Origin of the sequence: Burkholderia sp. BCC1972 (assembly GCF_905339605.1) — a bacterium.
Taxonomy (GTDB): domain Bacteria; phylum Pseudomonadota; class Gammaproteobacteria; order Burkholderiales; family Burkholderiaceae; genus Burkholderia.
The window spans coordinates 26,547-51,976 of sequence record NZ_CAJPGH010000010.1 but is presented as its reverse complement, the minus strand read 5'-3'; the positions used below and the strand labels follow the sequence as shown (position 1 = coordinate 51,976).

Below are 25,430 nucleotides of genomic sequence, written 5' to 3'. Positions count from 1 at the left end.
GGATTGGAGGACTGAATGAACGGGAATCCGTTTCTGAAAATACAGGGCCTGGGCCGGGCACTGATGCTGCCGATCGCGGTACTGCCGGTCGCCGGCATCCTGCTGCGACTCGGCCAGCCGGACGTGTTCAACATCAAGATGATCGCCGACGCCGGCGGCGCGATCTTCGACAACCTGCCGCTGCTGTTCGCGATCGGCGTGGCGGTCGGCTTCGCGAAGGACAACAACGGCGTGGCGGCGCTCGCGGGCGCGATCGGCTACCTGATCGAAACCGCGATCATGAAGGATATCGATCCCAAGCTGAACATGGGCGTGCTGTCCGGGATCATCGCGGGTGTCGTCGCGGGCCTGCTGTACAACCGCTACAAGGACATCAAGCTGCCGGACTACCTCGCGTTCTTCGGCGGCAAGCGGTTCGTGCCGATCATCACGGGGCTGGTGTGCGTGGTACTCGGCATCGTGTTCGGATACGTGTGGCAGCCGGTCCAGCATGTGATCGACGCGGCCGGCCAGTGGCTGACGACGGCGGGCGCGATCGGTGCGTTCGTGTTCGGCTTCCTGAACCGCCTGCTGCTCGTCACGGGCCTGCACCACATCATCAACTCGCTCGCGTGGTTCGTGTTCGGCAACTTCACGCCGCCGGCCGGCGGCGAGATCGTGCACGGCGACCTGCACCGCTTCTTCGCGGGCGACCCGACTGCAGGCACCTTCATGGCCGGCTTCTTCCCGATCATGATGTTCGGCCTGCCGGCGGCGTGTCTCGCGATGCTGCACGAGGCGCCGAAGGAACGCCGCGCGATGGTCGGCGGCCTGCTGTTCTCGATGGCACTGACGTCGTTCCTGACCGGCGTGACCGAGCCGATCGAATTCAGCTTCATGTTCCTCGCACCGGTGCTGTACGTGATCCATGCGGTGCTGACGGGGCTGTCGCTCGCGATCTGCCAGATCCTCGGCGTGAAGCTCGGCTTCACGTTCTCGGCCGGCGCGATCGACTACGTGCTGAACTACGGGCTGTCGACGAAGGGCTGGATCGCGATTCCGCTCGGCATCGCGTATGGCGTCGCGTACTACGGGCTGTTCCGCTTCTTCATCCGCAAGTTCAACATGGCGACGCCGGGCCGCGAGCCGGCATCGGCCGATGCGGCCGCCGAATCGTATGCATCGGGCGGCTTCGTCGCGCCGGCGGCCGGCGCCGCTGCGACGGCCGCCGCACCGCGCGCGCAACGCTACATCGCGGCACTCGGCGGTGCGGCCAACCTGTCGGTCGTCGACGCCTGCACGACGCGCCTGCGCCTGACCGTCGTCGATCCGGAGAAGGTCTCGGAGCCGGAACTGAAGTCGATCGGCGCGCGCGGCGTGCTCAAGCGCGGCGGCAACAGCGTGCAGGTGATCATCGGGCCGGAAGCGGACATCATCGCCGACGAGATGCGTGCCGCGATCGGCAGCGGCGCGACCGGTGTCGCGTCGACCGCGACGGCCGCCGCCGCGCAGCCCGTCACGGGCGCGGCCGCCGGCCCGCTCGACCCGGAACCGGCGCGCTGGCTCGCGGTGTTCGGCGGTGCGACCAACGTCGCATCGCTCGACGCGGTGGCGACCACGCGCCTGCGCGTCGTCGTGCGCGATCCGTCGGCGGTCGATCGCGATCGCCTCGCTGCGCTCGACGTCGCATGGGTGTCGCTCGACACGTTCCACATCGTCTGCGGCAACGCGGCCGCACGCTATGCCGAACAGCTCGGCGCGCGCCTGCCGCCGTCGAGCGGTGGCGCGGCCGCGCAACCGGCCTGATGCGATGAACACCGGCCGGATCCGCGCGGCGGGTCCGGCCGGGCGGTAAAACGAAAACGGCTTGCGACGTACGCGTCGCAAGCCGTTTTTCCTTGGCGCGGGCGATGGCGCGCTGCGTTCGCCCGCCTCGCGCGTCGTCCGTGCGTTCAGCCGATCACGGATTCGTCAGCGTGAAGGTCGGCTTCCGGTAGCCGACACCGGCGCGGTCGAGCTTCGGCAGTTCGCGTTGCGTGAGCAGCGTCGCGAAGCCGGCCCAGTCGCGCTGCAGCGCGGCCGTGTCGACGTGATGCGTGTCGCCGCGCTTGAAGCGCACGCCGGCCGCATACGGCAGCTCCCAGTCGGCCCGGTGCCACGCGCGCTCGGCGAGCGCGAGCAGTCGCGGATAGGCCATGTATTCGAGGAAGGTGTCGTTGCGCATCACCTCGCCCCACGCCTGGCCCTGCATGCCTTCGATACGCGGCGCGGGGCCCGTGCCGGTCACCTCGAACGGATTGCCGTCACGGTCGCCCATCACCTCGGCGTTCTGCGGCAGGTTCTCCGGCGCGAGCGAGAACACCTTGTACTCGTCCGTCGCGTGCGAGCCCCAGTAGTAGCCGCGCTCGCGCGGGTTGAGCGTGTACGGGAAGTCGAAGTACAGGTAGTCGGGCAGCGCGAGCACCGTCAGGTAGCCCTTGCCGCTCAGGTCGCGCGCGCTGTCCGACGCGCCCCAGAAGATCGTGTCCCACAGCGACACCATCACGTGGCGCGTGCTGAAGTCCTGCGGCCCGTTCGCATGCTTGATGCCGTCCTGCCACGCGGCCATCGTGTCGATCCCGTTCGCGTTGACGGCCGCGCTCACCTGTTTCGCGAAGCGCGTCGGCAGCTCGTCGATCGACTTGATCTCGCCGCGCTGGAGCAGCGCCGTGCACGCGGGCGAACGCGCCCACGGCTTGTCCTGCGCGGCGAGGTCGATGCGCCCCTTGTTGGGATCGGTGCCGTTCAGCGGCTGGAAGCCCCCGCCGAGGAAGATGTTCTTCGCTTCGTCGCCGCCGTAGTGCCAGGTGTGCAGCGGCGCCTGCGCGTCCGCGTGCATCGCCGCGATCTCGCGGATCACCTTCGACGCGAAATTGAGCGCGCCCGGCACGCACGGGTTCAGGTCGCTGCGCCGGTCGTAGAACTGCACCGTCGTCAGGTTCGTCGTGTCCTGCGGATCGAGCAGCCGGTACGCGTTCGCCTCCTGCTCGCGGCCGGCCGCATGCAGCCGCCGGTAGCGCGCCTCCATCGTCACGACGGCCGCACGCGCATGCGCGGGCATGTCGATCTCGGGAATGATCTGCACGAAGTGTGCGGCCGCGTAGCGCACGAGCGCGACGTAGTCGTCACGCGTCAGGTAGCCGCCGCCCGAACGGTTGTCCGGTCCCGAGCCGAGCTGCGGCAGCAGGCAGCGCGTCTCGCTCGGGTCGTGGCAGCGGCGAGCGCCGATCTCGGTCAGCTCGGGCAGGCCGGGAATCTCGATGCGCCAGCCTTCGTCGTCGGACAGGTGCAGGTGCAGGCGGTTGAGCTTGTATGCGCTCATCTGGTCGATCAGGCGGCGCAGCGTCGCCGGGTGCTTGAAGTTGCGCGCGAGGTCGACGTGCATCCCGCGATGAGTGAAGCGCGGTGCATCCTCGACGAGCATCGCGGGGATCGGCCCGCCGCCGGCCGGTGCGAGCGAGTAGAGCGTCTGCACGCCGTAGTAGAGGCCCGCGCGGTCGTAGCCTTCGATCAGCACGCCGCGCGGCCCGATCGCGAGCCGGTAGCCGCCCGGCGTCGCGATGTCGGCCGGCAGCCGGCGCGGCGCGACGGCGCCGCGCACCGGCACGCGCGCGCCGTCGAGCCCGAGGGTCGTCGCGCGGTCGCGCAGCGCCGCGACCTGCGCGTCCGGCAGGTCCGGCAGCGCGAGTTCGACGCCGCGCAGGTCGAGCGTGCCGGGCAGCGGCTGTTCGCGCTTCACGCTCGGCAGCGCGCGGCTCGCGTCGGGCCGTGCGGCGACGGGCGGCGCATTGCCGGTCGAGTTGTTCTGCGCGTCGGCCGGCAGCGATTCGACGTAGCGCAGTTCGTCGTCGGTGTCGTTGTAGCGGAGCACGGCCGGCGGCGCGCCGTCGACGACGACATACGGGCGCGGAATCACGTCGCTGTAACGCAGCAGCCAGTATTCGGCGACGAACGGCAGCTCGATGCGCTCGCCGGGTGCGAGCCGCACCGAGCCCGGCTGCGGCGTCAGTTCGTACAGGTCGCCGGTGAGCCGCCGCAGCGCGAAGCCCGGGCGGTCGATTCGCAGCAGCCGGCGGATGCTGTGCAGGTAGAGCTTCCAGCCGCCGTCGGCGATTGCCTGGTGGCCGCGGTTCTGCAGGATCAGGCGGCCCGTCGCGCAGGCCGCGCCGTCGGCGCCGAGATCGGCGCACGGCACGCCGGCCGTGGCCGCATGGTTGTTGTCGACGGCCACGCGCAACGCGAGGCCGTTCGACAGCAGCGTCGCAAGGCTGGCCGCCGATGCGCCCGACTGCGCGGTGCCGGCGATTGCGATGGCGGGGGGCGATGCCGGCTGCGCGGAGATCGCAGCGGGCGGCAGCACCGCGATCAGCAGGCCGGCAATGAGGGATGGCAAGGTGCGCTTCATTCGAACTCCTCACAAAAAAGGGGGCGTAGCGGCGTCGTGGGGCGACGTCGCTGCGATCGGGTCTTTCAGTGGCGCTGCGGGAGATACCGGCACGCGGGGCGATACGGCCGCACCGCGCGCACGCTGCACGCAAAGGCGTGCGTTACGGAACGGGAGGCGGACACGCGTGCCGATCGGATCGGCGGGGTGGTGTGCGCATGATCATCGTCGGTGCGCGGCAATCGCCGCGGTGTGGACGCAACTGCAGCCGCAGCCGACGGCACGCGGCCGGCCGCGCATGAGCGCGACGGCAGACGCCGCGGTGCGCGGACGTCGACACGGCGCGCAGGCGCGCGCCACATACGGGATTCGCATGTCTCCCCCACCAGAAGGAATCGGCCTGTCGGCGGCCGTGTCCAACGATCTTATGAAACCTTTTATTGGTATTCAAGTGGTATCAATCTGGCGCTAAATTGGCATCGACGTGAAGCGCCTGTCCGCACGGGGCGGACGAAAAAAAACCTCGCACGAGGCGAGGTTCGTTCCGGACGGCGGCGGCGCGCTCGGCCGCACGTGTCAGGCGGGCATCGTCAGTCGCGGCGCGCGCGCGCGGGCGCTTCCTGGGCCTTCTGCCGCGCTTCGAGCCACATCGCGTTGACGATGCCGAACGACAGCGCGACGCCGATACCGAGAATCCAGCTGAAATACCACATGGTCCGACTCCTTGCGAAACGGTGGGCGAGGGCGCGGGCGCGCCCCGGCCCGGTTCTTCAATACATCGAGTGCTTGTTTTCCTCGAGCGTCTGGCGCGTGACCTTGCCGCGCATCACGCGATACACCCAGCTCGTGTAGAGCAGCACGATCGGCAGGAACACGATCACCGCGAACAGCATCACCTGCAGCGTCATGTGGCTCGACGTCGAATCCCACACGGTCAGGCTGCTGCGCGGGTCGAGCGACGACGGCATGATGAACGGGAACATCGAGAAGCCCGCGGTCAGGATCACGCCGGCGATCATCAGCCCCGTGCAGAAGAACGCCGTCTTCTCCTGCTTCGAACCGGCGAGCAGCATCGCGAGCAGGCCGCCCGCGATGCCGACGACGGGCGCCGCGATCATCCACGGGAATTCGCCGTAGTTCGCGAGCCACAGGCCCGAGCCGGCGGCGACGTCCTTGAGCAGCGGGTTCGCGACGGTGTCGTTCGGCGCGGCGTGCGTGATGTGGAAACCGCCGACATACGATGCGATCAGCACGCCGGCCAGCGCGAACAGCACGACCGCGAGGAACGACGCCACGCGCAGCGCGATCGACGCACGGCGCGCGATCACGCCGTCGGTCTTCATCTTGATGAACGCGGCGCCGTGCGCGACGAGCATCGTGAGGCTGACGAGCCCGCACAGCAGCGCGAACGGGTTCAGCAGCGCCCAGAAGCCGCCGTAGTAGGTCACGCGCAGGTCGCTGTCGAACTTGAACGGCACGCCCTGCAGCAGGTTGCCGAACGCGACGCCGAACACGAGCGCCGGCACGAAGCCGCCGACGAACAGGCCCCAGTCCCAGCCGGCGCGCCAGCGCGGATCGGGCCGCTTGCTGCGGTAGTCGAAGCCCACCGGCCGGAAGAACAGCGCGAACAGCACGAGCAGCATCGCGAAGTAGAAGCCGGAGAACGACGCGGCGTAGACGAGCGGCCAGGCGGCGAACATCGCGCCGCCGGCCGTGATCAGCCACACCTGGTTGCCTTCCCACGTCGCGCCGACGGTGTTGACGATGATGCGGCGCTCGTCGTCGGTCTTGCCGAGGAACGGCAGCAGTGCGGTCGCGCCCATGTCGAAGCCGTCGGTGACGGCGAAGCCGATCAGCAGTACGCCGACGAGCAGCCACCAGATCAGCTTGAGAGTTGCATAGTCCATAGCGATTCCTTGTTCGGTTTCAGGTGCGTGCTCACGCCGGGGCGCGCTCGCTGGCGGCCGCGAGTTCGTGGTGATAGCGGCCGGTATGCAGCGACGACGGGCCGAGGCGCGCGTACTTGAACATCAGCTTGATCTCGATGACGAACAGGGCGGTGTAGAACAGGATGAAGCCCGCGAGACTCAGGTACAGGTCGGACGGCTGCAGGCTCGACGCGGACAGGTGCGTCGGCAGCACGCCGGCGATCGTCCACGGCTGGCGGCCGAGTTCGGCGACGATCCAGCCGAATTCGATCGCGATCCACGGCAGCGGGATCGCCCACACCGCATAGCGCAGGAACCAGCGGCGGTTGTCCTGCAGCAGTTCGCGGCGCGCGCAGAACCAGAACGCGGCAATGAACGTCGCGACGAACAGGAAGCCGAGGGCCACCATGATCCGGAACGAGAAGAACACGGGCGCGACCGGCGGGATCGTCTTCTTCGCGGCGGCCTTGATCTGCTCGGGCGTTGCATCGACCACGTTCGGCGTGAACTGCTTGAGCATCAGCCCGTAGCCGAGATACTGCTTGTGCTGGTCGAACAGCGCGCGGGTCGCGTCGCTCGTGTCGCCCTGCTTGATCTTCTGCAGCGCGCCGTACGCGACCATCCCGCTCTGGATGTGCTCCTCGCTGTGCTTCGCGAGTTCGCGCAGGCCGATCACCGGTTCGTCGATCGAGCGCGTCGCGATCAGGCCGAGCGCGTACGGGATCTTGATCGCGTAGTCGGTGCGCTGTTCTTCCTGGTTCGGAATCCCGATCAGCGTGAACGAGGCGGGCGCCGGCTGCGTTTCCCATTCGGATTCGATCGCGGCGAGCTTCATCTTCTGCACTTCGCCGGTCGTATAACCCGATTCGTCGCCAAGCACGATCACGCACAGCGTCGCCGCGAGGCCGAAGCCGGCCGCGACCGCGAACGAGCGCAGCGCGAAGTCGACGTCGCGCTTCTTCAGCAGGTACCACGACGACACGCCGAGCACGAACATCGCCGCCGACACGTAGCCGGCCGACACGGTGTGCACGAACTTTACCTGCGCGACGGGGTTGAACAGCACGTCGAACAGGCTCGTCATCTCCATGCGCATCGTCTGATAGTTGAACTCGGCGCCGACCGGGTTGTTCATCCAGCCGTTGGCGACGAGGATCCACAGCGCGGACAGGTTCGAGCCCAGCGCGACGAGGAACGTGACCATCAGGTGCTTGACCTTCGACAGGCGGTTCCAGCCGAAGAAGAACAGGCCGACGAACGTCGATTCGAGGAAGAACGCCATCAGGCCTTCGACCGCGAGCGGCACGCCGAAGATGTCGCCGACATAGTGCGAGTAGTACGACCAGTTCGTACCGAACTGGAATTCGAGCGTGATGCCGGTCGTCACGCCCATCGCGAAGTTGATCCCGAACAGCTTGCCCCAGAACTGGGTCATGTCCTTGTAGACCTGTTTGCCGGTCATCACGTAGACGGCTTCCATGATGACGAGCAGCCAGGACAGGCCGAGCGTCAACGGCACGAACAGGAAGTGGTAGAGCGCCGTGATGCCGAACTGCAGACGTGACAGATCGACGACTTCACTACTTATCATGGTGGTCTCCCTCGGTAGATGCAGGCGCCGGTACCGAGAGCAGCTTCTCGGCCACGGCGGCAGGCGGAAGCGACATGTGCTCGGCCTGCGGATGATTGAAGAATGCGTATTTGAGCGACATCAGGAGGATCAGCTTGACGATCAGCACCAGGGTGATGTCGCGGGCGAGGGTCGGGCCGCGTGCCCACGCGGCGATGCGCGCGCGCCAGCCGATCGTGCCGGGCGGTCGCGGGGACGACGGCGGCGCAGGCCTTTTATTGATCGAGATCAAGGCGATTATCCTGAATCGATTTACGTCGGATTTGGGGCGACTTTACGTCGGATTTATGACGGCCGTGAAGCTGTTTTAATCCTTTTGCGCCAGACATGCCAATTTTAAAAGGACGGCTTTCCGATGCCGAGTGCTGCGCTGCGGCAGACCGTCGCGAAACGCGGGGCAAAAGTTGAGGCAGATCAAGCTTATGCGGAAGGGGCCCGGAAACGACCATATACCTGATGAATCAGGTCAATTAATCGGCGGAGAAACAGGCGGAAAAGCAGGCGGAAAAACACGCGCGGAAGCGTGTGAAAACACGCGAAAAGACGGGCGAAAAAAAACCGCTGCCGGAGGGGCAGCGGTTTTCGATGAGGCGCTCTGAATCGCCGGGGATTTACGCGTATTCGGCGAGGGCAGTGCGCATCTTTTTCATCGCGCTCGCTTCGATCTGGCGGATGCGTTCCGCGGATACGCCGAATTCGGCCGCGAGATCGTGCAGCGTCGAGCCGCCCGAGCCGTCGTCGTCGACGTGCAGCCAGCGCGCCTCGATGATGCGGCGGCTGCGCGCATCGAGCGCCTCGAGCGCCTGCGCGATGCCGTCCGTCTGCAGCATGTCGCGCTGACGTGCGGCGAGCACGGCGGTCGGCTCGTTGTGCGAGTCGGCCAGGTAGGCGATCGGCGCGTACGACTCCTCGCCGTCTTCCACTTGGCCCTCGAGCGCGATGTCGCCGCCCGACAGGCGCGTTTCCATCTCGGTCACTTCTTCGCGCTTGACGTTGAGCTCCTGCGCGAGACCGTCGATTTCCTCGGGCGTCATCGCCTGCATGGACTTCTTGTGGCTGCGCAGGTTGAAGAACAGCTTGCGCTGCGCCTTCGTCGTCGCGACCTTCACCATGCGCCAGTTGCGCAGGATGTACTCGTGGATCTCGGCCTTGATCCAGTGGATCGCGTACGACACCAGGCGCACGTTTTGCGCCGGGTCGAAGCGCTTCACCGCCTTCATCAGGCCGATGTTGCCTTCCTGGATCAGGTCGCCGTGCGGCAGGCCGTAGCCGAGATAGTTGCGCGCGATCGACACGACCAGACGCAGGTGCGACAGCACGAGGCGGCGCGCCGAGTCGAGGTTGTTGTCTTCACGGAATTCGGTTGCGTACTGGCGTTCCTCTTCGGCGGTCAGCAGCGGGATGCGGTTGACGGCCTGGATATACGCGTCGATGTTGCCGAGCTGGCCGGGCAACATCGATTGGGCTGCGAGCGCCAGCGAGCCTGCCGATTCGGCCTTGGCCGGCGCCGGGCTCAGGGTGTTCGGGAGGGTCAGGGCGTTGCTCACTAAAAACTCCTTTGGAATCAGGGACAAACCCCCGGTCTCGAATGAGATTCCGTGGGCCATCTTAGCACTCCCGCAAGACGAGTGCTAATTCCTTAGAGCGGGCGGGGGCATCCGAGTTCCCGATTTTTCTATCAAAGAAGTCGAATCGATAGTCTAATCTGCGACACGGGGTGGGGCGCGAAGTTCCGTAAGCCGTTGTTTCTGATGGTAATCGGTAGACGATTTCGATTTTTGTCGTTTTGGAAGGAAGCCATTTCGCTTCGTGATGCCGATCCGAAAAGTCCTTTACCATACCATTCAGTTCGCTCGGGCCAGGCCGTCGCGGCCGGCTCCATTCAACCCAAAAAGTTGGAGTGTCAGAATGAACAACAAGAAGAATCGCCGACCCCGCAGCCGGCTTGCGCTGCATGCGTTGCTGGCGGCGTCACTTCTGGGCGGATCGGGCGCGGCGTTCGCGGATCGATGGGGGATCCAGGCGGGCGGCGGGTTTTCGGATCGCCGCGGGATCGACAAGGGCGATCTCGGTGTCGTGTGGGATCCGGGCTGGAACTGGTGGCAGGTCGGCGGCTGGCACTTCGCGTTCGTCGTCGAAGGGCACGTCGGCTACTGGCACACGGGCGGCAACGTCCACAGCAGCATCGGCGAATTCGGCGTCACGCCGATGTTCCGCTTCATCAGGAGCGCGGGGGAGGTTCGCCCGTTCATCGAGGCCGGCGGTGGCGTCCGGCTCCTGACTCATCCGACGATTTCGAACAATTTCTCGCTATCGACCGCGTTCCAGTTCGCACCGACCGCGGGCGTCGGCGTGCAGTTCGGCCAACGGCAACAGTATCAGGTCGGCTACCGTTTTGAACATGTGTCTAACGCGGGTATCAAAGAGCCGAATCCTGGTATAAATTTCCACCAGTTCTACGTGCAGTACAACTTCTGATCCGCACGCCCGCGCACGGCGGGCGCGTTGCCGAGGAGTCAGGCGATGGCGAAGGTGGTCGATGCGATCCGCGCGCTCGAGCGCGATCGGTTCCGGGCGATGGTGGACGGGGACGGCGAGGCGCTCGACGCGCTGCTGTCGGACAAGGTGTTCTTCGTACACACCAACGGCAAACGCGAAACCAAGCAGCAGTTCATCGATGCCATCGTCGCCGGTCGCCGCCGCTACCGCCAGATCGAGATCCAGTCGCAGGACGTGCTGCCGGCCGGCGGCGAAACCTGCGTCGTCACCGGGCGCGCGTTGATCGAGATGGAAACGAACAACGGCGGCCTGGTATTTCCGATTGCCTATACGTCCGTCCATACCGAGGAGCAGGGGCGCTGGTGCCTGCTCGCGTGGCAGGCGACGCGGTGCGCAACCGAGACATGAGCGCGCGTCGCGCTCCTTTTCGTGTCTCCCGATCGAGCGGCCTTCTGGGCCGCTTTTTGCTGGCCCGTGCGGCGCGGATCGCGCGGCGCACGGGCGGTCACGCCCCGCTCGCTGACGTTTGAAACCATGAGTCGATGCCGGCCGTCAGGCTGCCGCGCGGCGATCCGCGCAGTGCCAGGCCGAGCGGTTGATCGCGCTGACGACCGCGTCGAGCGCGGCGCTCGCCGCATCGGCATGCAGGCCGACGCCGTGCCGCAGCGGCGCGTCGCCGACCCGGCAGCCGGCCGATACCGCGAACCGTCCGTCCGTCGTGCGCACGGATTCGCACGACGCCACGTCGATCGCGGCGCCGGCGGCCGCCGCGAATGCCGCGGCGAAACGTCGCACGGTGTCTTCGGGCGTCGCATCGGCGGCGGGCGCCGCTGCCGCGATCTCGCGGTTCTGCCAGCGAGCGCCGCTGCCGTTGCGCGCGGCCGGACCGTCGGTCTCGAAGAATTCGCGTGCGAACAGCGCGCAGATCGCGTCGCCCGTCACTTCCTCGCCCGATGTGTCGGCGAGCGTCTGCACCGCGTGGCTGAATTCGATCTGCACGCGGCGCGTCGGCGTGAAGCCCATGCCGCGTTCGAGCAGGAACGTCGCACCACCCTTGCCGGACTGGCTGTTCACGCGGATCACCGCGTCGTAGCTGCGGCCGAGGTCGGCCGGGTCGATCGGCAGGTACGGCACTTCCCAGACCGCGTCGGGGCGCTGCTGCGCGAAGCCCTTGCGGATCGCGTCCTGGTGCGAGCCCGAGAACGCGGTGAACACGAGATCGCCCGCGTACGGGTGGCGCGGATGCACGGGAATCTGGTTGCAGCGCTCGACGACGCGGCGCACCGCGTCGATGTCGGAGAAGTCGAGGCCCGGGTCGATGCCCTGCGTGTAAAGGTTCAGCGCGAGCGTGACGAGATCGACGTTGCCGGTGCGCTCGCCGTTGCCGAACAGGCAGCCTTCGATGCGGTCGGCGCCCGCGAGCAGCGCGAGTTCGGCCGCCGCGACCGCGGTGCCGCGATCGTTGTGCGGATGCACGGACAGCACGATGCTGTCGCGATACGCGAGGTTGCGGTCCATCCATTCGATCTGGTCGGCGAACACGTTCGGGCTCGCGGCTTCGACGGTGGCCGGCAGGTTGACGATCATCTTGTGATCGCGGGTCGGGCGCCACGTCTGCGCGACCGCGTCGCAGATCTCGCGTGCGAACGTCAGCTCGGTCATGCTGAAGGTTTCCGGCGAGTACTGGAAGGTCCACTGCGTGTCGGGGCGCGCGGCCGCGTGTTCCTTGATGATGCGCGTGCCGTCGATCGCGAGCGCCTTCACGTCGTTTTTCGACATCCCGAACACGATGCGGCGGAACGACGGGCACACCGCGTTGTACAGGTGCACGATCGCGCGCGGCACGCCTTCGAGCGCGTCGAACGTGCGGGCGATCAGGTCTTCGCGCGCCTGCACGAGCACCTCGATCGTCACGTCGTCGGGAATCCGCTTGTCGTCGATCAGCTTGCGGACGAAATCGAAGTCGGTTTGCGACGCCGACGGAAAACCGACTTCGATCTCCTTGAACCCGATCGCAACCAGCATCTCGAAGAACTCGAGCTTCTGCTCGATGCTCATCGGCTCGATCAGCGACTGGTTGCCGTCGCGCAGGTCGGTGCTCATCCACACGGGCGCACGCTCGATGGTGCGGGACGGCCAGCGGCGGCCATTGAGGCGGACGGGCTCGAACGGACGGTACTTGTCTTGCGGATTGCGCTGCATCTTCTGGACCTCGGGTCTCAAGTCGCGAGCGAAGACGGGCGGCATGGGCGACGGTTGGCGCTGCCTCGCACCGCCGCGCGCAACGGCGCCGCGGATGCGGATGATCTTCGCGAATCGGCCGACGGATAGACGGACGAATGCTGACGACTTCGGTTGTAAAAACTACGAGAGGGGTACTGCGAGGTACTGCTGGGAGGGACCGTGCGGACAGCACACGGCGCTACGACAGCCTTAGGCTAGTCGTAGCGATAGCGGCCGCGCTAGGCGGCCGGAGGTAATTCGGAGGGTGTTCGGAAAGGAACGCATGGCGACCACTCTATGCCAGGATGCGGCAGTGTGTCAAATGGTCGGGATAAAGGGGCGGGTCGCCGCCCGTGCCGTCAGCGCGCGATACGGGCGATCTGCACGATCGTCGCGACCTGCCGCGCGACCGTGTCCGGCACCGGCACCTCGCCGCGCAGCACGGCGTCTGTCCACGCGGCCGTGGTCGCTGCATCGCGCGATTCGGGCAGGGCGACGGGCGGCGCGTCGGTCGACGAACGTTCGGCCTCGATCAGCGTGTCGCACACGCCGTCGTGCAGCCAGTCGACCTGCACCTGGCGCCGCGTGTCGGCGACGGCTTCGCCCTCGGTGCCGCGCGCGAGCAGCGCGCCGCCGAGCGCGGCGTCCGGATGATCGCGGAACAGCTGCGCGAGGCTGTCGCGGTACGGCGGATGCGTGTAGTTGACGAGCCGCAGGCCTGCCGGCGCGAACGGCTGCAGGATCTTCACGAGCGTGTGCGTCGAGTTGCGTACGCCGAGCACGCTGCGCATCGACAGCAGGCGTGCGATGCGCGGCGCCAGGACTTCGATCGACGCGAACGCGACGCGGCGCTCGGCGAGCATGTCCTCGATTGCGTCGTGCGACGTCGACGGCGCGAGCGACAACGCCGAGAAAATTTCCGCGCTCGTCACGCGGCCCGGGTCGCGCGCCACGCCGTGCACGAGCACCGGCACGCCTTCGCGTGCGAGCAGCAGCGCGAGCAGCGGCACGAGGTTCGGCTGCTTGCGCGCACCGTTGTAGCTCGGGATCGCCACCGGGCGGAACGCGGCGTCCTGCACGTGCACGGGCTCGAACGAGGCCTGCGCGGCGGCGAGCATCGCGGCCAGCTCGTCGGCGGATTCGCCCTTCAGCCGGTAGGCGATCAGGATCGCGCCGAGTTCGACGTCCGACACGCGCGCGTCGAGCATCGCGCGATAGAGCTCGAACGTGTCCTCGGCGGACAGCGCGCGCGCGCCGTTCGGGCCGCGGCCGATTTCCTTGATGAAGCGGGCGCACGGGAACGGAGCGGTGGCGGGATCGTGGGAAGCGGTCATCGGTACGTGGAGCGGTCGGCCCGCAGCGGGCCGCGCGGTGGGCGGTGAGGAATGCCCCGAGTATCGCACGGGCGCAGGCGCGCATCGTGCCGCGCTACACTCTGGGTCCCGGCGGTGCGCGTGCCGGCTGCGCCGCGCCCGTGCCGTTGCCGGCCGAATACGACTACGAGAGACATCCCATGAAGCTCTACAGCTATTTCCGCAGTTCCGCGTCGTACCGTGTGCGGATTGCCCTGAACCTGAAGCAGCTGCCGTTCGACTATGTCCCCGTGCACATGCTGCGCGACGGCGGAGAGCAATTGAAGGATGCGTACCGCGCGCTGAATCCGGACGCGGTCGTGCCGACGCTGATCGACGACGACGCGACGCTGCAGCAGTCGCTCGCGATCATCGAATATCTCGAGGAAACCCATCCCGAGCCCGCGCTGCTGCCGAAGCAGCCGGTCGACCGCGCGTACGTGCGCGCGGTTGCGCTGCAGATCGCGTGCGAAATCCATCCGCTCAACAACCTGCGCGTGCTGAAGTACCTGAAGCACACGCTGAAGGTGCCCGAGGACGCGAAGAACGCGTGGTACCGGCACTGGATCGAGGCCGGCTTCGAGACGCTCGAGACGCGTCTCGCGGGCGATCCGCGCACCGGCAAGCTGTGCTTCGGCGACACGCCGACGCTCGCCGACGTGTGCCTCGTGCCGCAGGTGTTCAACGCGAACCGCTTCTCGATCGATACCACGCGCTTTCCGACGATCCAGCGGATCGTCGACCATGCCGCGACGCTCGATGCGTTCAAGGCTGCTGAGCCCGGCGTGCAGCCCGACGCGGAATGAGCGCGGCGCGCCCGCCGCGAGCGTGAGCGGGCGCGCATGAAAAAGGGCGCCCGAAGGCGCCCCGTGCGATGCGTGCCGGCGCGGTTCAGCCGAGCAGCGCGTCCGCGAATTCCACCGCGCTGAACGGCTGCAGGTCCTCGACCTTTTCGCCGACGCCGATGAAGTAGACGGGTACCGGGCGCTGCCGCGCGATCGCGGCAAGGATCCCGCCCTTCGCGGTGCCGTCGAGCTTCGTGACGATCAGGCCCGTGAGGCCGAGCGCGTCGTCGAATGCCTTTACCTGCGTGAGCGCGTTCTGGCCGGTGTTCGCGTCGATCACCAGCAGCACTTCGTGCGGCGCGCCGTCGTGCGCCTTCGAGATCACGCGCTTCACCTTCTTCAGCTCTTCCATCAGGTGAAGCTGCGTCGGCAGGCGGCCGGCCGTGTCGGCCATCATCACGTCGATCTTGCGCGCGCGCGCGGCGCTGACGGCATCGAAGATCACCGCGGCCGGATCGCCGCTTTCCTGCTGCACGACCGTCACGTTGTTGCGCTCGCCCCAGACCGCGAGCTGTTCGCGTGCGGCCGCGCGGAACGTGTCGCCCGCGGCCAGCAGCACCGACTGGTCGAAGCTCTGCAGATGCTTCGCGAGCTTGCCGATGCTGGTCGTCTTGCCCGCGCCGTTCACGCCGGTGATCATCATGACGAGCGGCTGCGCGCGGCCGAGCATCAGCGATTTCTCGAGCGGCGCCAGCAGTTCGACGAGCAGGTCGTGCAGTGCGTCCTTCACCTGCTGCGGGTCGGTCAGCCGGCCCGTGCGCACCTTTTCGCGCAGCGCGCCGAGCAGGTACTCGGTCGCATCGACGCCCGCGTCGGACATCAGCAGCGCGGTTTCGAGCTCCTCGTACAGGTCCTCGTCGATCTTCGTGTTGACGAAGACGCCGGTGATGCTCGAGCCCGTCTTCGCGAGCCCCGTTTTCAGGCGCGCGAGCCACGACTTCTTCGCGGAGGCATCCTGCAGCGGCGGCGGGACGATCTCGACCGTCTCGACGACTTCGTCGCGGCCGTCGTTGGTCGGCGTGACCGTCATCACGACGGCCGGTGCGGCCGGTTGCGCGGGCGCCTGCGGCACCTCGGCCGCGGGCGGGGCCTCGAGCGCGGGCGCGTCGGACGATTCGTCCGCTTGCTGCGCGTCGGCCGATTGCGATTCCGCCGGATCGGGCTCCTGCGATTTCTTGAATCGTTTGAAGAAACTGAACATGGTCTGACGTCGGGAAGAGGGCAGGCCCGCCGAGAAGAGCGGGGCGCTGGACGGGCCGTTCTGCGTTCGCGCGGGCGCGGCGCACGGCGGCCGAAACCGTGCATTTTATCAGTGCGGCGTGGCGCCCGCGTCAGTGCGCGCCGCCGCTGTGGTAACGTGCGCCTGTTTGGCGGTGCGCCCCTGCGCGCGCCCGGTCCCTCCGTCGTCGATATTCCGTATGTCCCGTTCCTCTTCCGGCCGCCCGGCGGCCCCTCCTGCCCGCGGCAAGCCGCACACGATCCGCATCATCGGCGGCGACTGGAAGCGCACGCCGCTCGCGGTGCTCGATCTCGACGGCCTGCGGCCGACGCCCGATCGCGTGCGCGAGACGCTGTTCAACTGGCTCGGCCAGGATCTCGAAGGCCGCCGCTGCCTCGACCTGTTCGCGGGCACCGGCGCGCTCGGCTTCGAGGCCGCGTCGCGCGGCGCGGCGAGCGTCGTGATGGTCGAGCGCCACCCGCGCGCCGCGCAGCAGCTGCGGGCGATCAAGGACAAGCTCGGCGCGCGCTCGGTCGAGGTGGCCGAGGCCGACGCGCTGCGGCTCGCGGCCGGCCTCACGCCCGGTGCGTTCGACGTGGTGTTCCTCGATCCGCCGTTCGGCGAACCGGCCGTGCTCGATCGCTCGATCGCGCTGGCGGCGCCGCTCGTCGCGGCGGGCGGCGCGCTGTACGTCGAAACGGGGGCGGAACTCGACCCGGCCGCTCATGACGCGCTCGCCGGCTGGCAGGTGGTGAAGCACGGCAAGGCGGGGGCGGTTCACTATCATTTGCTGCGGCGCGAAAATGATGAATAATGCGCGTTCCATACGAGGCGGCGCGCCGCAAAGGCGACGCATGCCCATCTCGGCAGTGGCGTGCGCATCGCGCGGCTGCCATCCCGTTTGCGTGATGACAGGAGGAGCGACATGGTAGTCGCCGTGTATCCCGGTACGTTCGATCCGCTGACGCGCGGGCACGAAGACCTCGTGCGGCGTGCGTCGAGCATTTTTGATACGCTGGTTGTAGGCGTCGCCGACAGCCGCGCGAAAAAGCCGTTCTTCTCGCTCGAAGAACGTCTGACGATTGCGAACGAGGTGCTCGGCCATTATCCGAACGTGAAGGTGATGAGTTTCACCGGCCTCCTGAAGGATTTCGTCCGGACCAACAACGCGCGGGTGATCGTGCGCGGCCTGCGCGCCGTGTCCGATTTCGAATATGAGTTCCAGATGGCGGGGATGAACCGCTACCTGCTGCCCGATGTCGAGACGATGTTCATGACGCCGTCCGATCAGTACCAGTTCATCTCGGGCACGATCGTGCGCGAAATCGCGCAGTTGGGCGGCGATGTCAGCAAGTTCGTGTTCCCGTCCGTCGAAAAGTGGCTGACCGAGAAAGTGACGGCGATGGGAGGCCCTGCCGCGTAATGCGGCGCCGGCCGGTTTCGTCGTGAAGCCGGCCGTTGGCCTGAAGAAGTGAGATCAGTATGGCTTTGATGATTACCGACGAGTGCATCAATTGCGACGTGTGCGAGCCCGAGTGCCCGAACGGTGCGATTTCGATGGGCCCGGACATCTACGTGATCGACCCGAACAAGTGCACCGAGTGCGTCGGCCATTTCGACGAACCGCAGTGCCAGCAGGTGTGTCCGGTCGAATGCATTCCGCGCGATCCGCAGCATGACGAATCGCACGCGCAATTGATGGAGAAGTATCACGCGTTGATCGCCGTGAAAGGCGACGACGCGTCGTGATCCGGCGGTGACGCGCGCCCGTTGACTGGCGAGCGCGCGTTCCGCTTTCAGATCGGCGCCGTCCGGCGCCGGTTCTTCCGTATCAGGCCAGCAGCTCGCGCAATGCCGCGACGAGCGCATCGCATTCGGCATCGGTGCCGACCGTGATGCGCAGGTGCTGGTCGATCCTCGGCAGCCGGAAGTGCCGCACGAAAATTTCCCGTTCCTTCAGCTTCGCCGCGATCGTGCCCGCATCGTGCGCGGGATGACGCGCGAACACGAAATTCGCGGCCGACGGCACGATGTCGAAGCCGAGTGCGTCGAGCGCGTGCGTGAGCCGCGTCCGGCTGTCGACCACGCGTCGGCAGGTCGCGTCGAAATAGTCGGTGTCCTCATACGCGGCCTGCGCGGCGACCTGCGCGAGCCGGTCGAGCGGATAGGAGTTGAAGCTGTCCTTCACGCGGTTCAGCGCGTCGATCAGCGCCGCATCGCCGAACGCGAAGCCGACGCGCATGCCCGCGAGCGAGCGCGCCTTCGACGTCGTGTGCACGACGAGCAGGTTCGGATGACGGTCGATCAGCGTAATCGCCGACTGCGCACCGAAGTCGACATACGCCTCGTCGATCACGACGACCGATGACGGATTCGCGGCCGCGATCCGCTCGACGTCCGCGAGCGGCAGCGCGCGCCCGGTCGGCGCATTCGGGTTCGGAAACAGCACGCCGCCGGCGTCGTCGAGATAGTCTTCGACGCGGATCGAGAAGTCGTCCGCGAGCGGCACGATCGTGGTCTCGACGCCGTACAGGCGCGCGTAGGTCGGATAGAAGCTGTACGTGATGTCCGGGAAGCGCAGCGGCCGGTCGTGCTTCAGCAGCGCCTGGAACGTGTGCGCGAGCACCTCGTCGGAGCCGTTGCCGACGAATACCTGCTCGGGCCCGATGCGGTGATGGGCCGCGAGCGTCTCGCGCAGGGCGCGCGCGACCGGGTCCGGATAGCGGCGCAGCGTGTCGCCGGTCGTGCCGAGTTCGCGTGCGATCGCCGCGACGACGCGCGGCGACGGCGGATAGGGATTCTCGTTGGTGTTCAGCTTGACGGGGTGCGCGAGCGCAGGCTGCTCGCCCGGCACGTAAGGCACGAGTTGCTGAACGACGTCGCTCCAGTAACGGCTCACCGCTTGGCTCCTGTCGGGCAAAACGTCGAGATTACCGCATGTGCGCGTCGCGGTGGGGCGGACGGCCCGGTGCACCGGGCCGGTGCGAGCCGAGATCAGTTGCGATGCAGCTGCATCGTCGCGCGGTCGAGTTCGCCCTTGACGACCATCGGCATCACGGCGAGTGCGCGTTCGATCGATGCGTCGATCACGTCCTGCTCCTCGCGGCGCGGCGGCTTCAGCACGAAGTTCGCGACGTCGGGCTTCGCGCCGGCGCGCGCGCTTTCCGGAATCAGGTCGCGCGGATGGCCGATGCCGATCCGCAGCCGCCAGTACTGCTGCGACGACAGGTGCGCGGTGATGTCCTTCAGGCCGTTGTGGCCGCCGCTGCCGCCGCCGAGCTTCAGCTTCACGGTGCCGGGCGGCAGGTCGAGCTCATCGTGCGCGACGAGGATCTGGTCGGGCAGGATCTTGAAGAATTGCGCGAGCGCGACGACCGACTGGCCGGAGCGGTTCATGTAGGTCTGCGGCTCGAGCAGATGGACTTCCTCGCCGTGCAGGCGCGCTTTCGCGTAGAAGCCGTGGAAGCGGCGTTCGTCGCGCAGCGTCGCGCCGGCTTCGCGGGCGAGCTGGTCGATCAGCCAGAAGCCGGCGTTGTGGCGCGTCGCGGTGTATTCCGCCCCGGGATTGCCGAGGCCGACGATCAGTTTGATCATGACGTTTCGAAGGCGGCAGCGGCCGCCTGGGCGCAGAAAAAGAAAAACCCGCCGGGCAAGCCGCGGCGGGTTGCGTCGACCGTTTCGTAAAACGGATCGATGGGGCGAGCAGGCAGCCGCTTAGGCAGCCGGCGTTTCGCCTTCAGCTGCGTCCGACACGGCACCAGCCGGGATCGTCGCCGATGCGACAACCGGGTTTTCCGCGTCGACGTGCGCGACCAGCGCGACGCCCTTCGGCAGCGTGATGTCCTTCGCGTGCAGCGATTGACCGGCTTCGATCTTCGACAGGTCGACTTCGAGGAACTCCGGCAGGTCAGCCGGCAGGCACTCGATTTCGATTTCCGTCGCGACGTGCGAAACGATCGCGCTCGACAGCTTCACGGCCGGGCTGATTTCCGCGTTCAGGAAGTGCAGCGGAGCCTTCGTGTGCAGCTTCTTCTTCGCGTCAACGCGCTGGAAGTCCACGTGCAGCACCAGTTGCTTGAACGGGTGGTATTGCACGTCGCGCAGCAGGACCTGTTGCGACTGGCCAGCCACTTCGAGGTCGAGGATCGACGAGTGGAAAGCTTCCTTCTTCAGGGCGTGCCACAGGGCGTTGTGATCGAGTTCGATCTTTTGCGGGGCTGCTTCGCCACCGTAAACGATACCCGTGGTCTTACCGGCGTTGCGCAGGCGGCGGCTCGCACCCGTACCTTGCTCTTGGCGCTCGAAAGCGACGACTTTCATATGATTCTCCAATAGCTGCCCGCGACCAGGCAGTAAAACGGGGCCGTCAAACGGCGGCCCCTGATGAAACGGCCGGGGTTTCGTCTATCCCGTCCGATTGTGCAAAAAGCGAAGCGTCGCCGCTTCGCTTTCCGCGCATACTTTGTTCAGTCGATTCGCGATCAGGATTCCGCGAACAGCGACATCACCGAATCGCCGCGGCGGATCCGCGAGAACGTCTCGGCGAGGAGGCTCGCGCTCGTCAGCGAGCGGATCTTCGAGCAGGCCAGCGATTCGGCCGACAGCGGGATCGTATCGGTGACGACCAGCTCGTCGAGTGCCGATGCGGCGATGCGATCTGCGGCGCCGCCCGACAGCACGGGGTGCGTCGCGTACGCGAATACCTGCTTCGCACCGCGGTCCTTCAGCACTTGTGCGGCCTTGCAGAGCGTGCCGGCCGTATCGACCATGTCGTCCATGATCACGCAGGTGCGGCCTTCGACTTCACCGATGATGTTCATCACCTCGGCGACGTTCGCCTTCGGACGACGCTTGTCGATGATCGCGAGATCGCAGTTGAGCTGCTTCGCGAGTGCCCGGGCACGCACCACGCCGCCGACGTCCGGCGACACGACGAGCAGATCCGAGTAGTTCTGCTTGCGCAGGTCACCCAGCAGGATCGGCGTTGCGTAAATGTTGTCGACCGGGATGTCGAAGAAGCCCTGAATCTGGTCGGCGTGCAGATCCATCGTGATGATCCGCTCGACGCCGGCGATTTCCAGCATGTTCGCGACGACCTTCGCCGAGATCGCGACGCGCGCCGAACGCGGGCGTCGATCCTGACGGGCATAGCCGAAGTAGGGGATGGCTGCGGTGATCCGGCCGGCGGATGCGCGCTTCAGCGCATCGACCATGATCATCAGTTCCATCAGATTGTCGTTCGCCGGTGCGCACGTGGATTGCAGGACGAAGACGTCCTTGCCGCGCACGTTTTCCTGGATCTCGACCTGGATTTCGCCGTCGGAGAAACGGCTGACCATTGCTTTGCCGAGGGGAATACCAAGGATACTGACGACTTCCTGGGCGAGCGCGGGATTCGCGTTGCCAGTAAAGACCATCAGGCCATCATGGCTGTGGCTGCTCATCGTGCACCTGCTTCAGGCTTGGGCGGGAAATGCGGGAAAATTTTTGGCAGGGGAGGAAGGACTCGAACCCTCGCATGCCGGAATCAAAATCCGGTGCCTTGACCAACTTGGCGACTCCCCTACACTTAACTGACTGCTTCACCGAACTTGTGTAGGCCGTTCGGCAAAGTAAAACTTCATGACGCGAAAGCGAAGAGCGGATGCTCGTTCAGACTCTCGGCAACTGCGCCATTCCAACTGGCGGGCAGCTTGGCTTTCGCCGCTTCTGCCTCGTGCTTGCTGTGAAACACTGCAAACACGCTCGCTCCGGAGCCGGTCATCCTCGCGGGGGCCAAATCATACAACCATTTAACCGCCTGCGCAACTTCCGCGTACTTCCTTGTTACAACTTCCTGCATATCGTTTTGGCCGAAACTATCTGGCCATCCCGCATCGCTGGTTTGCTGTGCAAGAAAGTCAGCAATTGTGACGGGCTTCGTATCTCTTGTCAACAACTCATCTGAAAATATTTCAGCGGTGGGGACATGAACGCTTGGCGTCACAACCAAGAACCAGCGAGTCGGCAATTGTACCTCAGCTAATTCTTCTCCGATACCCTCTGCGAACGCATTTTTTCCAAAAATAAAAAACGGGACGTCTGCGCCGAGTTTGACCGCGAGCGACTGGAGTTCGGCGCGCGGCAGGTCGAGCTGCCACAGGCGGTTCAGCGCGAGCAGCGTCGTCGCCGCGTCGGAGCTGCCGCCGCCAAGGCCGGCGCCCATCGGCAGGCGCTTGTCGATCTCGATGTCGACGCCGTGCGCGGTGCCCGTATGCGCTTTCAGCAGGTTGGCCGCGCGCACGACGAGATCGCTTTCCTCGGGCACGCCGGGCACGTCGGTGACGCGCGCGACACGGCCGTCGTCGCGCAGCGTGAAGTGCAGCGTATCGCCCCAGTTCAGCAGCTGGAACACGCTCTGCAGATCGTGATAGCCGTTCGGACGACGGCCGGTGATGTGCAGGAACAGGTTGAGTTTCGCGGGCGCAAGGCAGTTGCGCAGCGAGCGGGTCGAATCGGTCATGCGTAGGTCTGGGCTGGGCCGGTGCTCACTGGTCGAGCACGAGCTTGATGTCGAGCGGCGGTGTCGCGCGCACGAGGTTGACGCGTTTGACGCCCGTGGCCGGGGCATCCGCGTAGGCAAGGTAGTCGATGGTCCAGCCGTCCTGGCGGATCTGCTTCACGCGCGTGCCGTCGGCCGGGTCGCGCACGGTTTCCGCGTGCGTCGCGGGCGCGGCCGTCGGCAGCAGCCAGTAGCGCAGGCCGGCGAGCGGCAGCTCGAAGCCGAGGGTCTTCTGCATCAGGTCGCCGACGTCCGGTGCATATTGCGTCGGACGGTTCGGCAGTTCGAGCGAGGCCGCCTGCGGCGTCGATTTCACGATCGCGAGCGTCTGGCCGAGCGGGCTGCGCAGCTCGAGCGACACGTCGTCGCCGCGCTCCTGCCAGTCGAAGTTGCCGTACACGTGCTGCTGCTTGCCGAGACGGTCGTCGTACTGCACCGCGAAGCGGCCGTGGTAAGCGTGCGTCGCGGCCGTTTGCAGCACCGCGCCCGTCGCCGGCGCGCTGGCCGATGGCGGTGTGCTCGCGCAGCCGGCGAGCGCGAGCGCCGCGCCGGCCGCGGCCAGCGTGCGCTGCGCGCGGGAGGACAGGGAAAGCATCGGGAACATCCGCATCAGAGGCCGTTGACCTGGAGGCGCTTCAGCGTCTGCACGAGCGTGTCGTTGTCGGGTTCGAGCTTCTGCGCGTCGCGCCACGCGGTACGCGCGTCGTCCTGCGCGCCGCTCTTCCACAGCACTTCGCCGAGGTGCGCGCCGATTTCGGCGTTCGGCTGCAGTTCGTACGCGCGCCGCAGGACCTTCGTCGCGCCGGCCGTGTCGCCCATCCGGTACTTCACCCAGCCGAGGCTGTCCATGATGTACGCGTCGTTCGGCGCGAGCGCCATCGCCTTGTCGATCAGCTTGCTGGCCTCCGGCAGGCGCTGGTTGCGGTCGGCCAGCGAATAGCCGAGCGCGTTGTACGCCTGCGGGTTGTCGGGCTGCGTGCGAATCAGCTCGCGCAACTGCTTTTCCATCGTCGTGTAGTGGCCGGTCTTCTCGGCCGCCATCGCGTAGTCGTAACGCAGGTCGGGATCGTCCGGGAAGTCCTGGACGGCTTGCCCGAGGCGCGCTTCTGCTTCCGGATAGCGCTTCGCCGTGAACAGGATCGACGCGTCCGTGCGTGCGACCACGGCCGCGTCGCGCGGATCCGAGATCGGCAGGTTGTCGAGCACCTTGCGCGCCTCGTCGGTCTTGCCCTGTTTCTGCAGCAGCTGCGCGCGCGTGATCTGCGCGGGCAGGTAGTGCTGGCTCGTCTGGTCGACCTTGTCGAGCCACTGCGACGCCTGCGCGTCGTTGTTCTGGTCGATCGCGATCTGCGCGAGGTAGATGTAGCCCTGGCCGACGTCGAGGTTCGGCTGCTTGTCGCCGAGCTGCACGTACTGCTTCAGGTAGCCGGTCGCCTCGTCGAGTTTCTTCTGCTGGATCTTGATCAGCGCGAGCGCCATCAGCGGCGTCGGATCCTTCGCATCGAGCTTGCGCATCGTCTCGAACTGCTTCTGCGCGTCGTCGAGGCGATCGTCGGCGAGATACAGCTGCGACAGCGCCAGCCGCGCATCGCGCGACTTCGGATTCTGCTGAACATACTTCTCGAACGACGCGATGCCGGCCGCGCGTTCCGCCGGGCCCATCTGTGACAGCATCAGCGCTGCCGGCAGGTAGTCGGGGCGCAGCGCCAGCGCCTGCTTCAGCGACTGCGCGGCGCCGTCCTTGTCGTCGACCGCGAGCTGTTGCCGTGCGATCGCGAGCTGCGCCTCGGGTCGGTTCATGTCGCTTTTCAGCATGTCCTTCAGCACCGCGAGGCCGCCGACGCGGTCGGAGCCGCGCACGAGCAGCGCCTGCAGCGCGAGGATCGCCGGGCCGCGCGTCTCGCCGGTCGCGCGGGCCAGCTCGCGCGCGAGCATCGGCTGCGCGTCGGCCGGCTTGCCGGCGAGCACCAGCAGCGCGGCATCGACCTGCGACGCCCGGTTCGAGTCCGGCGCGTACTGGCGCCACAGGTTCGCGGCGGACAGCGCGTCGGCCGGGCTCTGCGCGCCGAGCGCGATCTCGGTCGCGCGCTGCGCCATGCGCGGATCGCGCGTATCGCGGGCAAGCGCGAGGTAGGTCTGGTAGGCCGGCGCCGGCTGGTTGCGCTGGAGCGCGACCTCGGCGGCGAGCACCTGGTAGACGATCTGGCTCGTCAGCGGCACACCGGGGAGATTCTTCTGCTCGTCCGGCATCACATGCTCGAACGCGCCCTGCGGCTCCGCGTCGTCCGATGCCGGATCTTGCGCGTGGGCCGGGAAGGCGGTGAGGGTCCAGGCGGCAAACAGCGCGGCGCCGAGCGCACGTCGGACCGGGAAGGCGTGCACGCCGCGCACGGCGGCGGGGCGCTTCTGAAGCAGCTTCGAGGGCAGAGTCATGGAAATCCGTTCGATGTTTCAACCGATTGTAACGCGCTCGCTACAATACAGGCACGATCGTGATAGGGTCTGTTTACATGTGGAACGCACATGCGAATGCCCGAAATCGCCCGCCTGGCAAGAAGCGAGGAGCGCCGTTTGGCGAGTCAAACAAGCGACGAGCGACGCCGCCAGGCGGGCGATTTCGGGCATTCCCGTGACATGATTTTTTTAATTTGGGGTTGCCACGAGAACGGCCGCTCGCCGCGTTGCGCTCCATGCGAATACGTCAGTATTCGCGGCGTCGCGCGCCTCGCGAGCGGCCGTTCTCGTGGCAACGCATGCGCGTTCCACATGTAACCAGACCCTCGGTTCAGAC

General features: G+C 66.7%; 23 protein-coding genes and 1 tRNA gene. 7 read left to right on the top strand and 17 right to left on the bottom strand.

Annotated elements, in window-relative coordinates:
• The first annotated feature begins 15 nt into the window (after nucleotides 1–15).
• Entirely contained in the window at nucleotides 16–1,785 is a 1,770-nt protein-coding gene (gene nagE, locus U5798_RS16300) for an N-acetylglucosamine-specific PTS transporter subunit IIBC (RefSeq protein WP_124452101.1), read from the top strand.
• 154 nt (nucleotides 1,786–1,939) lie between these two features.
• Here nagE and U5798_RS16295 read toward each other — a convergent pair whose 3' ends face one another.
• The 6 genes from U5798_RS16295 to rpoH all read right to left on the bottom strand — a co-directional run bounded on the left by U5798_RS16295 (nucleotide 1,940) and on the right by rpoH (nucleotide 9,507).
• Entirely contained in the window at nucleotides 1,940–4,423 is a 2,484-nt protein-coding gene (locus U5798_RS16295; RefSeq protein ID WP_322082652.1) for a family 20 glycosylhydrolase, read from the bottom strand.
• 569 nt (nucleotides 4,424–4,992) lie between these two features.
• Nucleotides 4,993–5,115 carry a cytochrome bd-I oxidase subunit CydX gene (gene cydX, locus U5798_RS16290; protein WP_034189252.1) on the bottom strand — a complete coding sequence of 41 codons (123 nt, stop codon included), beginning with the start codon at nucleotides 5,113–5,115 and terminating at the stop codon, nucleotides 4,993–4,995.
• Nucleotides 5,116–5,172: 57 nt separating this feature from the next.
• Nucleotides 5,173–6,309, bottom strand: a complete 1,137-nt coding sequence (gene cydB / locus U5798_RS16285) for a cytochrome d ubiquinol oxidase subunit II (protein WP_124452097.1) — start codon at nucleotides 6,307–6,309, stop codon at nucleotides 5,173–5,175.
• Nucleotides 6,310–6,340: 31 nt separating this feature from the next.
• A complete protein-coding gene (locus U5798_RS16280; RefSeq protein WP_124452095.1) occupies nucleotides 6,341–7,921 on the bottom strand; it encodes a cytochrome ubiquinol oxidase subunit I in 1,581 nt (526 codons plus the stop codon).
• A complete protein-coding gene (gene cydP, locus U5798_RS16275) occupies nucleotides 7,911–8,192 on the bottom strand; it encodes a cytochrome oxidase putative small subunit CydP (RefSeq protein WP_124452093.1) in 282 nt (93 codons plus the stop codon). Before cydP ends, U5798_RS16280 begins: the two co-directional genes overlap by 11 nt.
• Nucleotides 8,193–8,571: 379 nt before the next feature.
• Nucleotides 8,572–9,507 carry an RNA polymerase sigma factor RpoH gene (gene rpoH, locus U5798_RS16270; protein ID WP_124452091.1) on the bottom strand — a complete coding sequence of 312 codons (936 nt, stop codon included), beginning with the start codon at nucleotides 9,505–9,507 and terminating at the stop codon, nucleotides 8,572–8,574.
• Between the two features lie 361 nt (nucleotides 9,508–9,868).
• Here rpoH and U5798_RS16265 point away from each other — a divergent pair, with 361 nt between their 5' ends.
• Both U5798_RS16265 and U5798_RS16260 read left to right on the top strand, forming a co-directional pair.
• Nucleotides 9,869–10,438 (top strand): acyloxyacyl hydrolase, encoded by a 570-nt coding sequence (locus U5798_RS16265; protein ID WP_124452087.1) that lies wholly within the window; start codon nucleotides 9,869–9,871, stop codon nucleotides 10,436–10,438.
• A 45-nt stretch (nucleotides 10,439–10,483) separates the two neighbouring features.
• Complete coding sequence (locus U5798_RS16260; protein WP_124452085.1) at nucleotides 10,484–10,867, top strand: nuclear transport factor 2 family protein; 384 nt, start codon at nucleotides 10,484–10,486, stop codon at nucleotides 10,865–10,867.
• 144 nt (nucleotides 10,868–11,011) lie between these two features.
• Here the strand turns inward: U5798_RS16260 and leuA are convergent, their stop codons facing one another.
• Both leuA and ybiB read right to left on the bottom strand, forming a co-directional pair.
• Nucleotides 11,012–12,661 (bottom strand): 2-isopropylmalate synthase, encoded by a 1,650-nt coding sequence (gene leuA / locus U5798_RS16255; RefSeq protein WP_322082651.1) that lies wholly within the window; start codon nucleotides 12,659–12,661, stop codon nucleotides 11,012–11,014.
• Nucleotides 12,662–13,041: 380 nt separating this feature from the next.
• Nucleotides 13,042–14,016 (bottom strand): DNA-binding protein YbiB, encoded by a 975-nt coding sequence (gene ybiB, locus U5798_RS16250; protein WP_322082650.1) that lies wholly within the window; start codon nucleotides 14,014–14,016, stop codon nucleotides 13,042–13,044.
• Between the two features lie 179 nt (nucleotides 14,017–14,195).
• On the opposite strand from ybiB, the gene maiA reads away from it, so the two are divergent.
• The gene (maiA, locus tag U5798_RS16245) at nucleotides 14,196–14,840 is read left to right on the top strand and encodes a maleylacetoacetate isomerase (RefSeq protein WP_124452079.1); all 645 of its coding nucleotides are present in this window, start codon (nucleotides 14,196–14,198) and stop codon (nucleotides 14,838–14,840) included.
• Nucleotides 14,841–14,925: 85 nt separating this feature from the next.
• Here the strand turns inward: maiA and ftsY are convergent, their stop codons facing one another.
• Nucleotides 14,926–16,080: a signal recognition particle-docking protein FtsY gene (gene ftsY, locus U5798_RS16240; protein WP_124452077.1), complete on the bottom strand. Its 1,155-nt coding sequence runs from the start codon at nucleotides 16,078–16,080 to the stop codon at nucleotides 14,926–14,928.
• Nucleotides 16,081–16,297: 217 nt separating this feature from the next.
• On the opposite strand from ftsY, the gene rsmD reads away from it, so the two are divergent.
• The 3 genes from rsmD to U5798_RS16225 all read left to right on the top strand — a co-directional run bounded on the left by rsmD (nucleotide 16,298) and on the right by U5798_RS16225 (nucleotide 17,847).
• Nucleotides 16,298–16,912 (top strand): 16S rRNA (guanine(966)-N(2))-methyltransferase RsmD, encoded by a 615-nt coding sequence (gene rsmD, locus U5798_RS16235; protein WP_322082649.1) that lies wholly within the window; start codon nucleotides 16,298–16,300, stop codon nucleotides 16,910–16,912.
• A 111-nt stretch (nucleotides 16,913–17,023) separates the two neighbouring features.
• A complete protein-coding gene (gene coaD / locus U5798_RS16230) occupies nucleotides 17,024–17,521 on the top strand; it encodes a pantetheine-phosphate adenylyltransferase (protein WP_021163047.1) in 498 nt (165 codons plus the stop codon).
• Nucleotides 17,522–17,580: 59 nt separating this feature from the next.
• The gene (locus U5798_RS16225; protein ID WP_006477774.1) at nucleotides 17,581–17,847 is read left to right on the top strand and encodes a YfhL family 4Fe-4S dicluster ferredoxin; all 267 of its coding nucleotides are present in this window, start codon (nucleotides 17,581–17,583) and stop codon (nucleotides 17,845–17,847) included.
• A gap of 82 nt (nucleotides 17,848–17,929) precedes the next feature.
• Here the strand turns inward: U5798_RS16225 and hisC are convergent, their stop codons facing one another.
• The 8 genes from hisC to U5798_RS16185 form a co-directional block, all read right to left on the bottom strand.
• Nucleotides 17,930–18,997, bottom strand: a complete 1,068-nt coding sequence (hisC, locus tag U5798_RS16220; RefSeq protein WP_322082648.1) for a histidinol-phosphate transaminase — start codon at nucleotides 18,995–18,997, stop codon at nucleotides 17,930–17,932.
• A gap of 95 nt (nucleotides 18,998–19,092) precedes the next feature.
• Complete coding sequence (gene pth, locus U5798_RS16215) at nucleotides 19,093–19,692, bottom strand: aminoacyl-tRNA hydrolase (RefSeq protein ID WP_021163050.1); 600 nt, start codon at nucleotides 19,690–19,692, stop codon at nucleotides 19,093–19,095.
• 120 nt (nucleotides 19,693–19,812) lie between these two features.
• The gene (locus tag U5798_RS16210; protein ID WP_124452071.1) at nucleotides 19,813–20,418 is read right to left on the bottom strand and encodes a 50S ribosomal protein L25/general stress protein Ctc; all 606 of its coding nucleotides are present in this window, start codon (nucleotides 20,416–20,418) and stop codon (nucleotides 19,813–19,815) included.
• A gap of 161 nt (nucleotides 20,419–20,579) precedes the next feature.
• Nucleotides 20,580–21,542 (bottom strand): ribose-phosphate pyrophosphokinase, encoded by a 963-nt coding sequence (locus U5798_RS16205; protein ID WP_059575643.1) that lies wholly within the window; start codon nucleotides 21,540–21,542, stop codon nucleotides 20,580–20,582.
• Between the two features lie 44 nt (nucleotides 21,543–21,586).
• Nucleotides 21,587–21,663, bottom strand: a tRNA-Gln gene (locus U5798_RS16200).
• A gap of 55 nt (nucleotides 21,664–21,718) precedes the next feature.
• A complete protein-coding gene (ispE, locus tag U5798_RS16195; RefSeq protein ID WP_322082647.1) occupies nucleotides 21,719–22,600 on the bottom strand; it encodes a 4-(cytidine 5'-diphospho)-2-C-methyl-D-erythritol kinase in 882 nt (293 codons plus the stop codon).
• A 25-nt stretch (nucleotides 22,601–22,625) separates the two neighbouring features.
• Nucleotides 22,626–23,249, bottom strand: a complete 624-nt coding sequence (lolB, locus tag U5798_RS16190) for a lipoprotein insertase outer membrane protein LolB (RefSeq protein ID WP_322082646.1) — start codon at nucleotides 23,247–23,249, stop codon at nucleotides 22,626–22,628.
• On the bottom strand, nucleotides 23,249–25,072 hold the full coding sequence (locus U5798_RS16185; RefSeq protein WP_124452065.1) for a tetratricopeptide repeat protein: 1,824 nt from the start codon (nucleotides 25,070–25,072) through the stop codon (nucleotides 23,249–23,251). The genes lolB and U5798_RS16185 overlap by 1 nt, the downstream gene beginning before the upstream one ends.
• Nucleotides 25,073–25,430: the final 358 nt, after the last annotated feature.

What these genes read in the sequence shown, in the direction of transcription:
- nagE (WP_124452101.1), top strand. Translation starts at nt 16, where the DNA reads ATGAACGGGAATCCGTTTCTGAAAATACAGGGCCTGGGCCGGGCACTG.
- U5798_RS16295 (WP_322082652.1), bottom strand. Translation starts at nt 4,423, where the DNA reads ATGAAGCGCACCTTGCCATCCCTCATTGCCGGCCTGCTGATCGCGGTG.
- cydX (WP_034189252.1), bottom strand. Translation starts at nt 5,115, where the DNA reads ATGTGGTATTTCAGCTGGATTCTCGGTATCGGCGTCGCGCTGTCGTTC.
- cydB (WP_124452097.1), bottom strand. Translation starts at nt 6,309, where the DNA reads ATGGACTATGCAACTCTCAAGCTGATCTGGTGGCTGCTCGTCGGCGTA.
- U5798_RS16280 (WP_124452095.1), bottom strand. Translation starts at nt 7,921, where the DNA reads ATGATAAGTAGTGAAGTCGTCGATCTGTCACGTCTGCAGTTCGGCATC.
- U5798_RS16265 (WP_124452087.1), top strand. Translation starts at nt 9,869, where the DNA reads ATGAACAACAAGAAGAATCGCCGACCCCGCAGCCGGCTTGCGCTGCAT.
- U5798_RS16260 (WP_124452085.1), top strand. Translation starts at nt 10,484, where the DNA reads ATGGCGAAGGTGGTCGATGCGATCCGCGCGCTCGAGCGCGATCGGTTC.
- leuA (WP_322082651.1), bottom strand. Translation starts at nt 12,661, where the DNA reads ATGCAGCGCAATCCGCAAGACAAGTACCGTCCGTTCGAGCCCGTCCGC.
- ybiB (WP_322082650.1), bottom strand. Translation starts at nt 14,016, where the DNA reads ATGACCGCTTCCCACGATCCCGCCACCGCTCCGTTCCCGTGCGCCCGC.
- maiA (WP_124452079.1), top strand. Translation starts at nt 14,196, where the DNA reads ATGAAGCTCTACAGCTATTTCCGCAGTTCCGCGTCGTACCGTGTGCGG.
- ftsY (WP_124452077.1), bottom strand. Translation starts at nt 16,080, where the DNA reads ATGTTCAGTTTCTTCAAACGATTCAAGAAATCGCAGGAGCCCGATCCG.
- rsmD (WP_322082649.1), top strand. Translation starts at nt 16,298, where the DNA reads ATGTCCCGTTCCTCTTCCGGCCGCCCGGCGGCCCCTCCTGCCCGCGGC.
- coaD (WP_021163047.1), top strand. Translation starts at nt 17,024, where the DNA reads ATGGTAGTCGCCGTGTATCCCGGTACGTTCGATCCGCTGACGCGCGGG.
- U5798_RS16225 (WP_006477774.1), top strand. Translation starts at nt 17,581, where the DNA reads ATGGCTTTGATGATTACCGACGAGTGCATCAATTGCGACGTGTGCGAG.
- pth (WP_021163050.1), bottom strand. Translation starts at nt 19,692, where the DNA reads ATGATCAAACTGATCGTCGGCCTCGGCAATCCCGGGGCGGAATACACC.
- U5798_RS16210 (WP_124452071.1), bottom strand. Translation starts at nt 20,418, where the DNA reads ATGAAAGTCGTCGCTTTCGAGCGCCAAGAGCAAGGTACGGGTGCGAGC.
- U5798_RS16205 (WP_059575643.1), bottom strand. Translation starts at nt 21,542, where the DNA reads ATGAGCAGCCACAGCCATGATGGCCTGATGGTCTTTACTGGCAACGCG.
- ispE (WP_322082647.1), bottom strand. Translation starts at nt 22,600, where the DNA reads ATGACCGATTCGACCCGCTCGCTGCGCAACTGCCTTGCGCCCGCGAAA.
- lolB (WP_322082646.1), bottom strand. Translation starts at nt 23,249, where the DNA reads ATGCGGATGTTCCCGATGCTTTCCCTGTCCTCCCGCGCGCAGCGCACG.
- U5798_RS16185 (WP_124452065.1), bottom strand. Translation starts at nt 25,072, where the DNA reads ATGACTCTGCCCTCGAAGCTGCTTCAGAAGCGCCCCGCCGCCGTGCGC.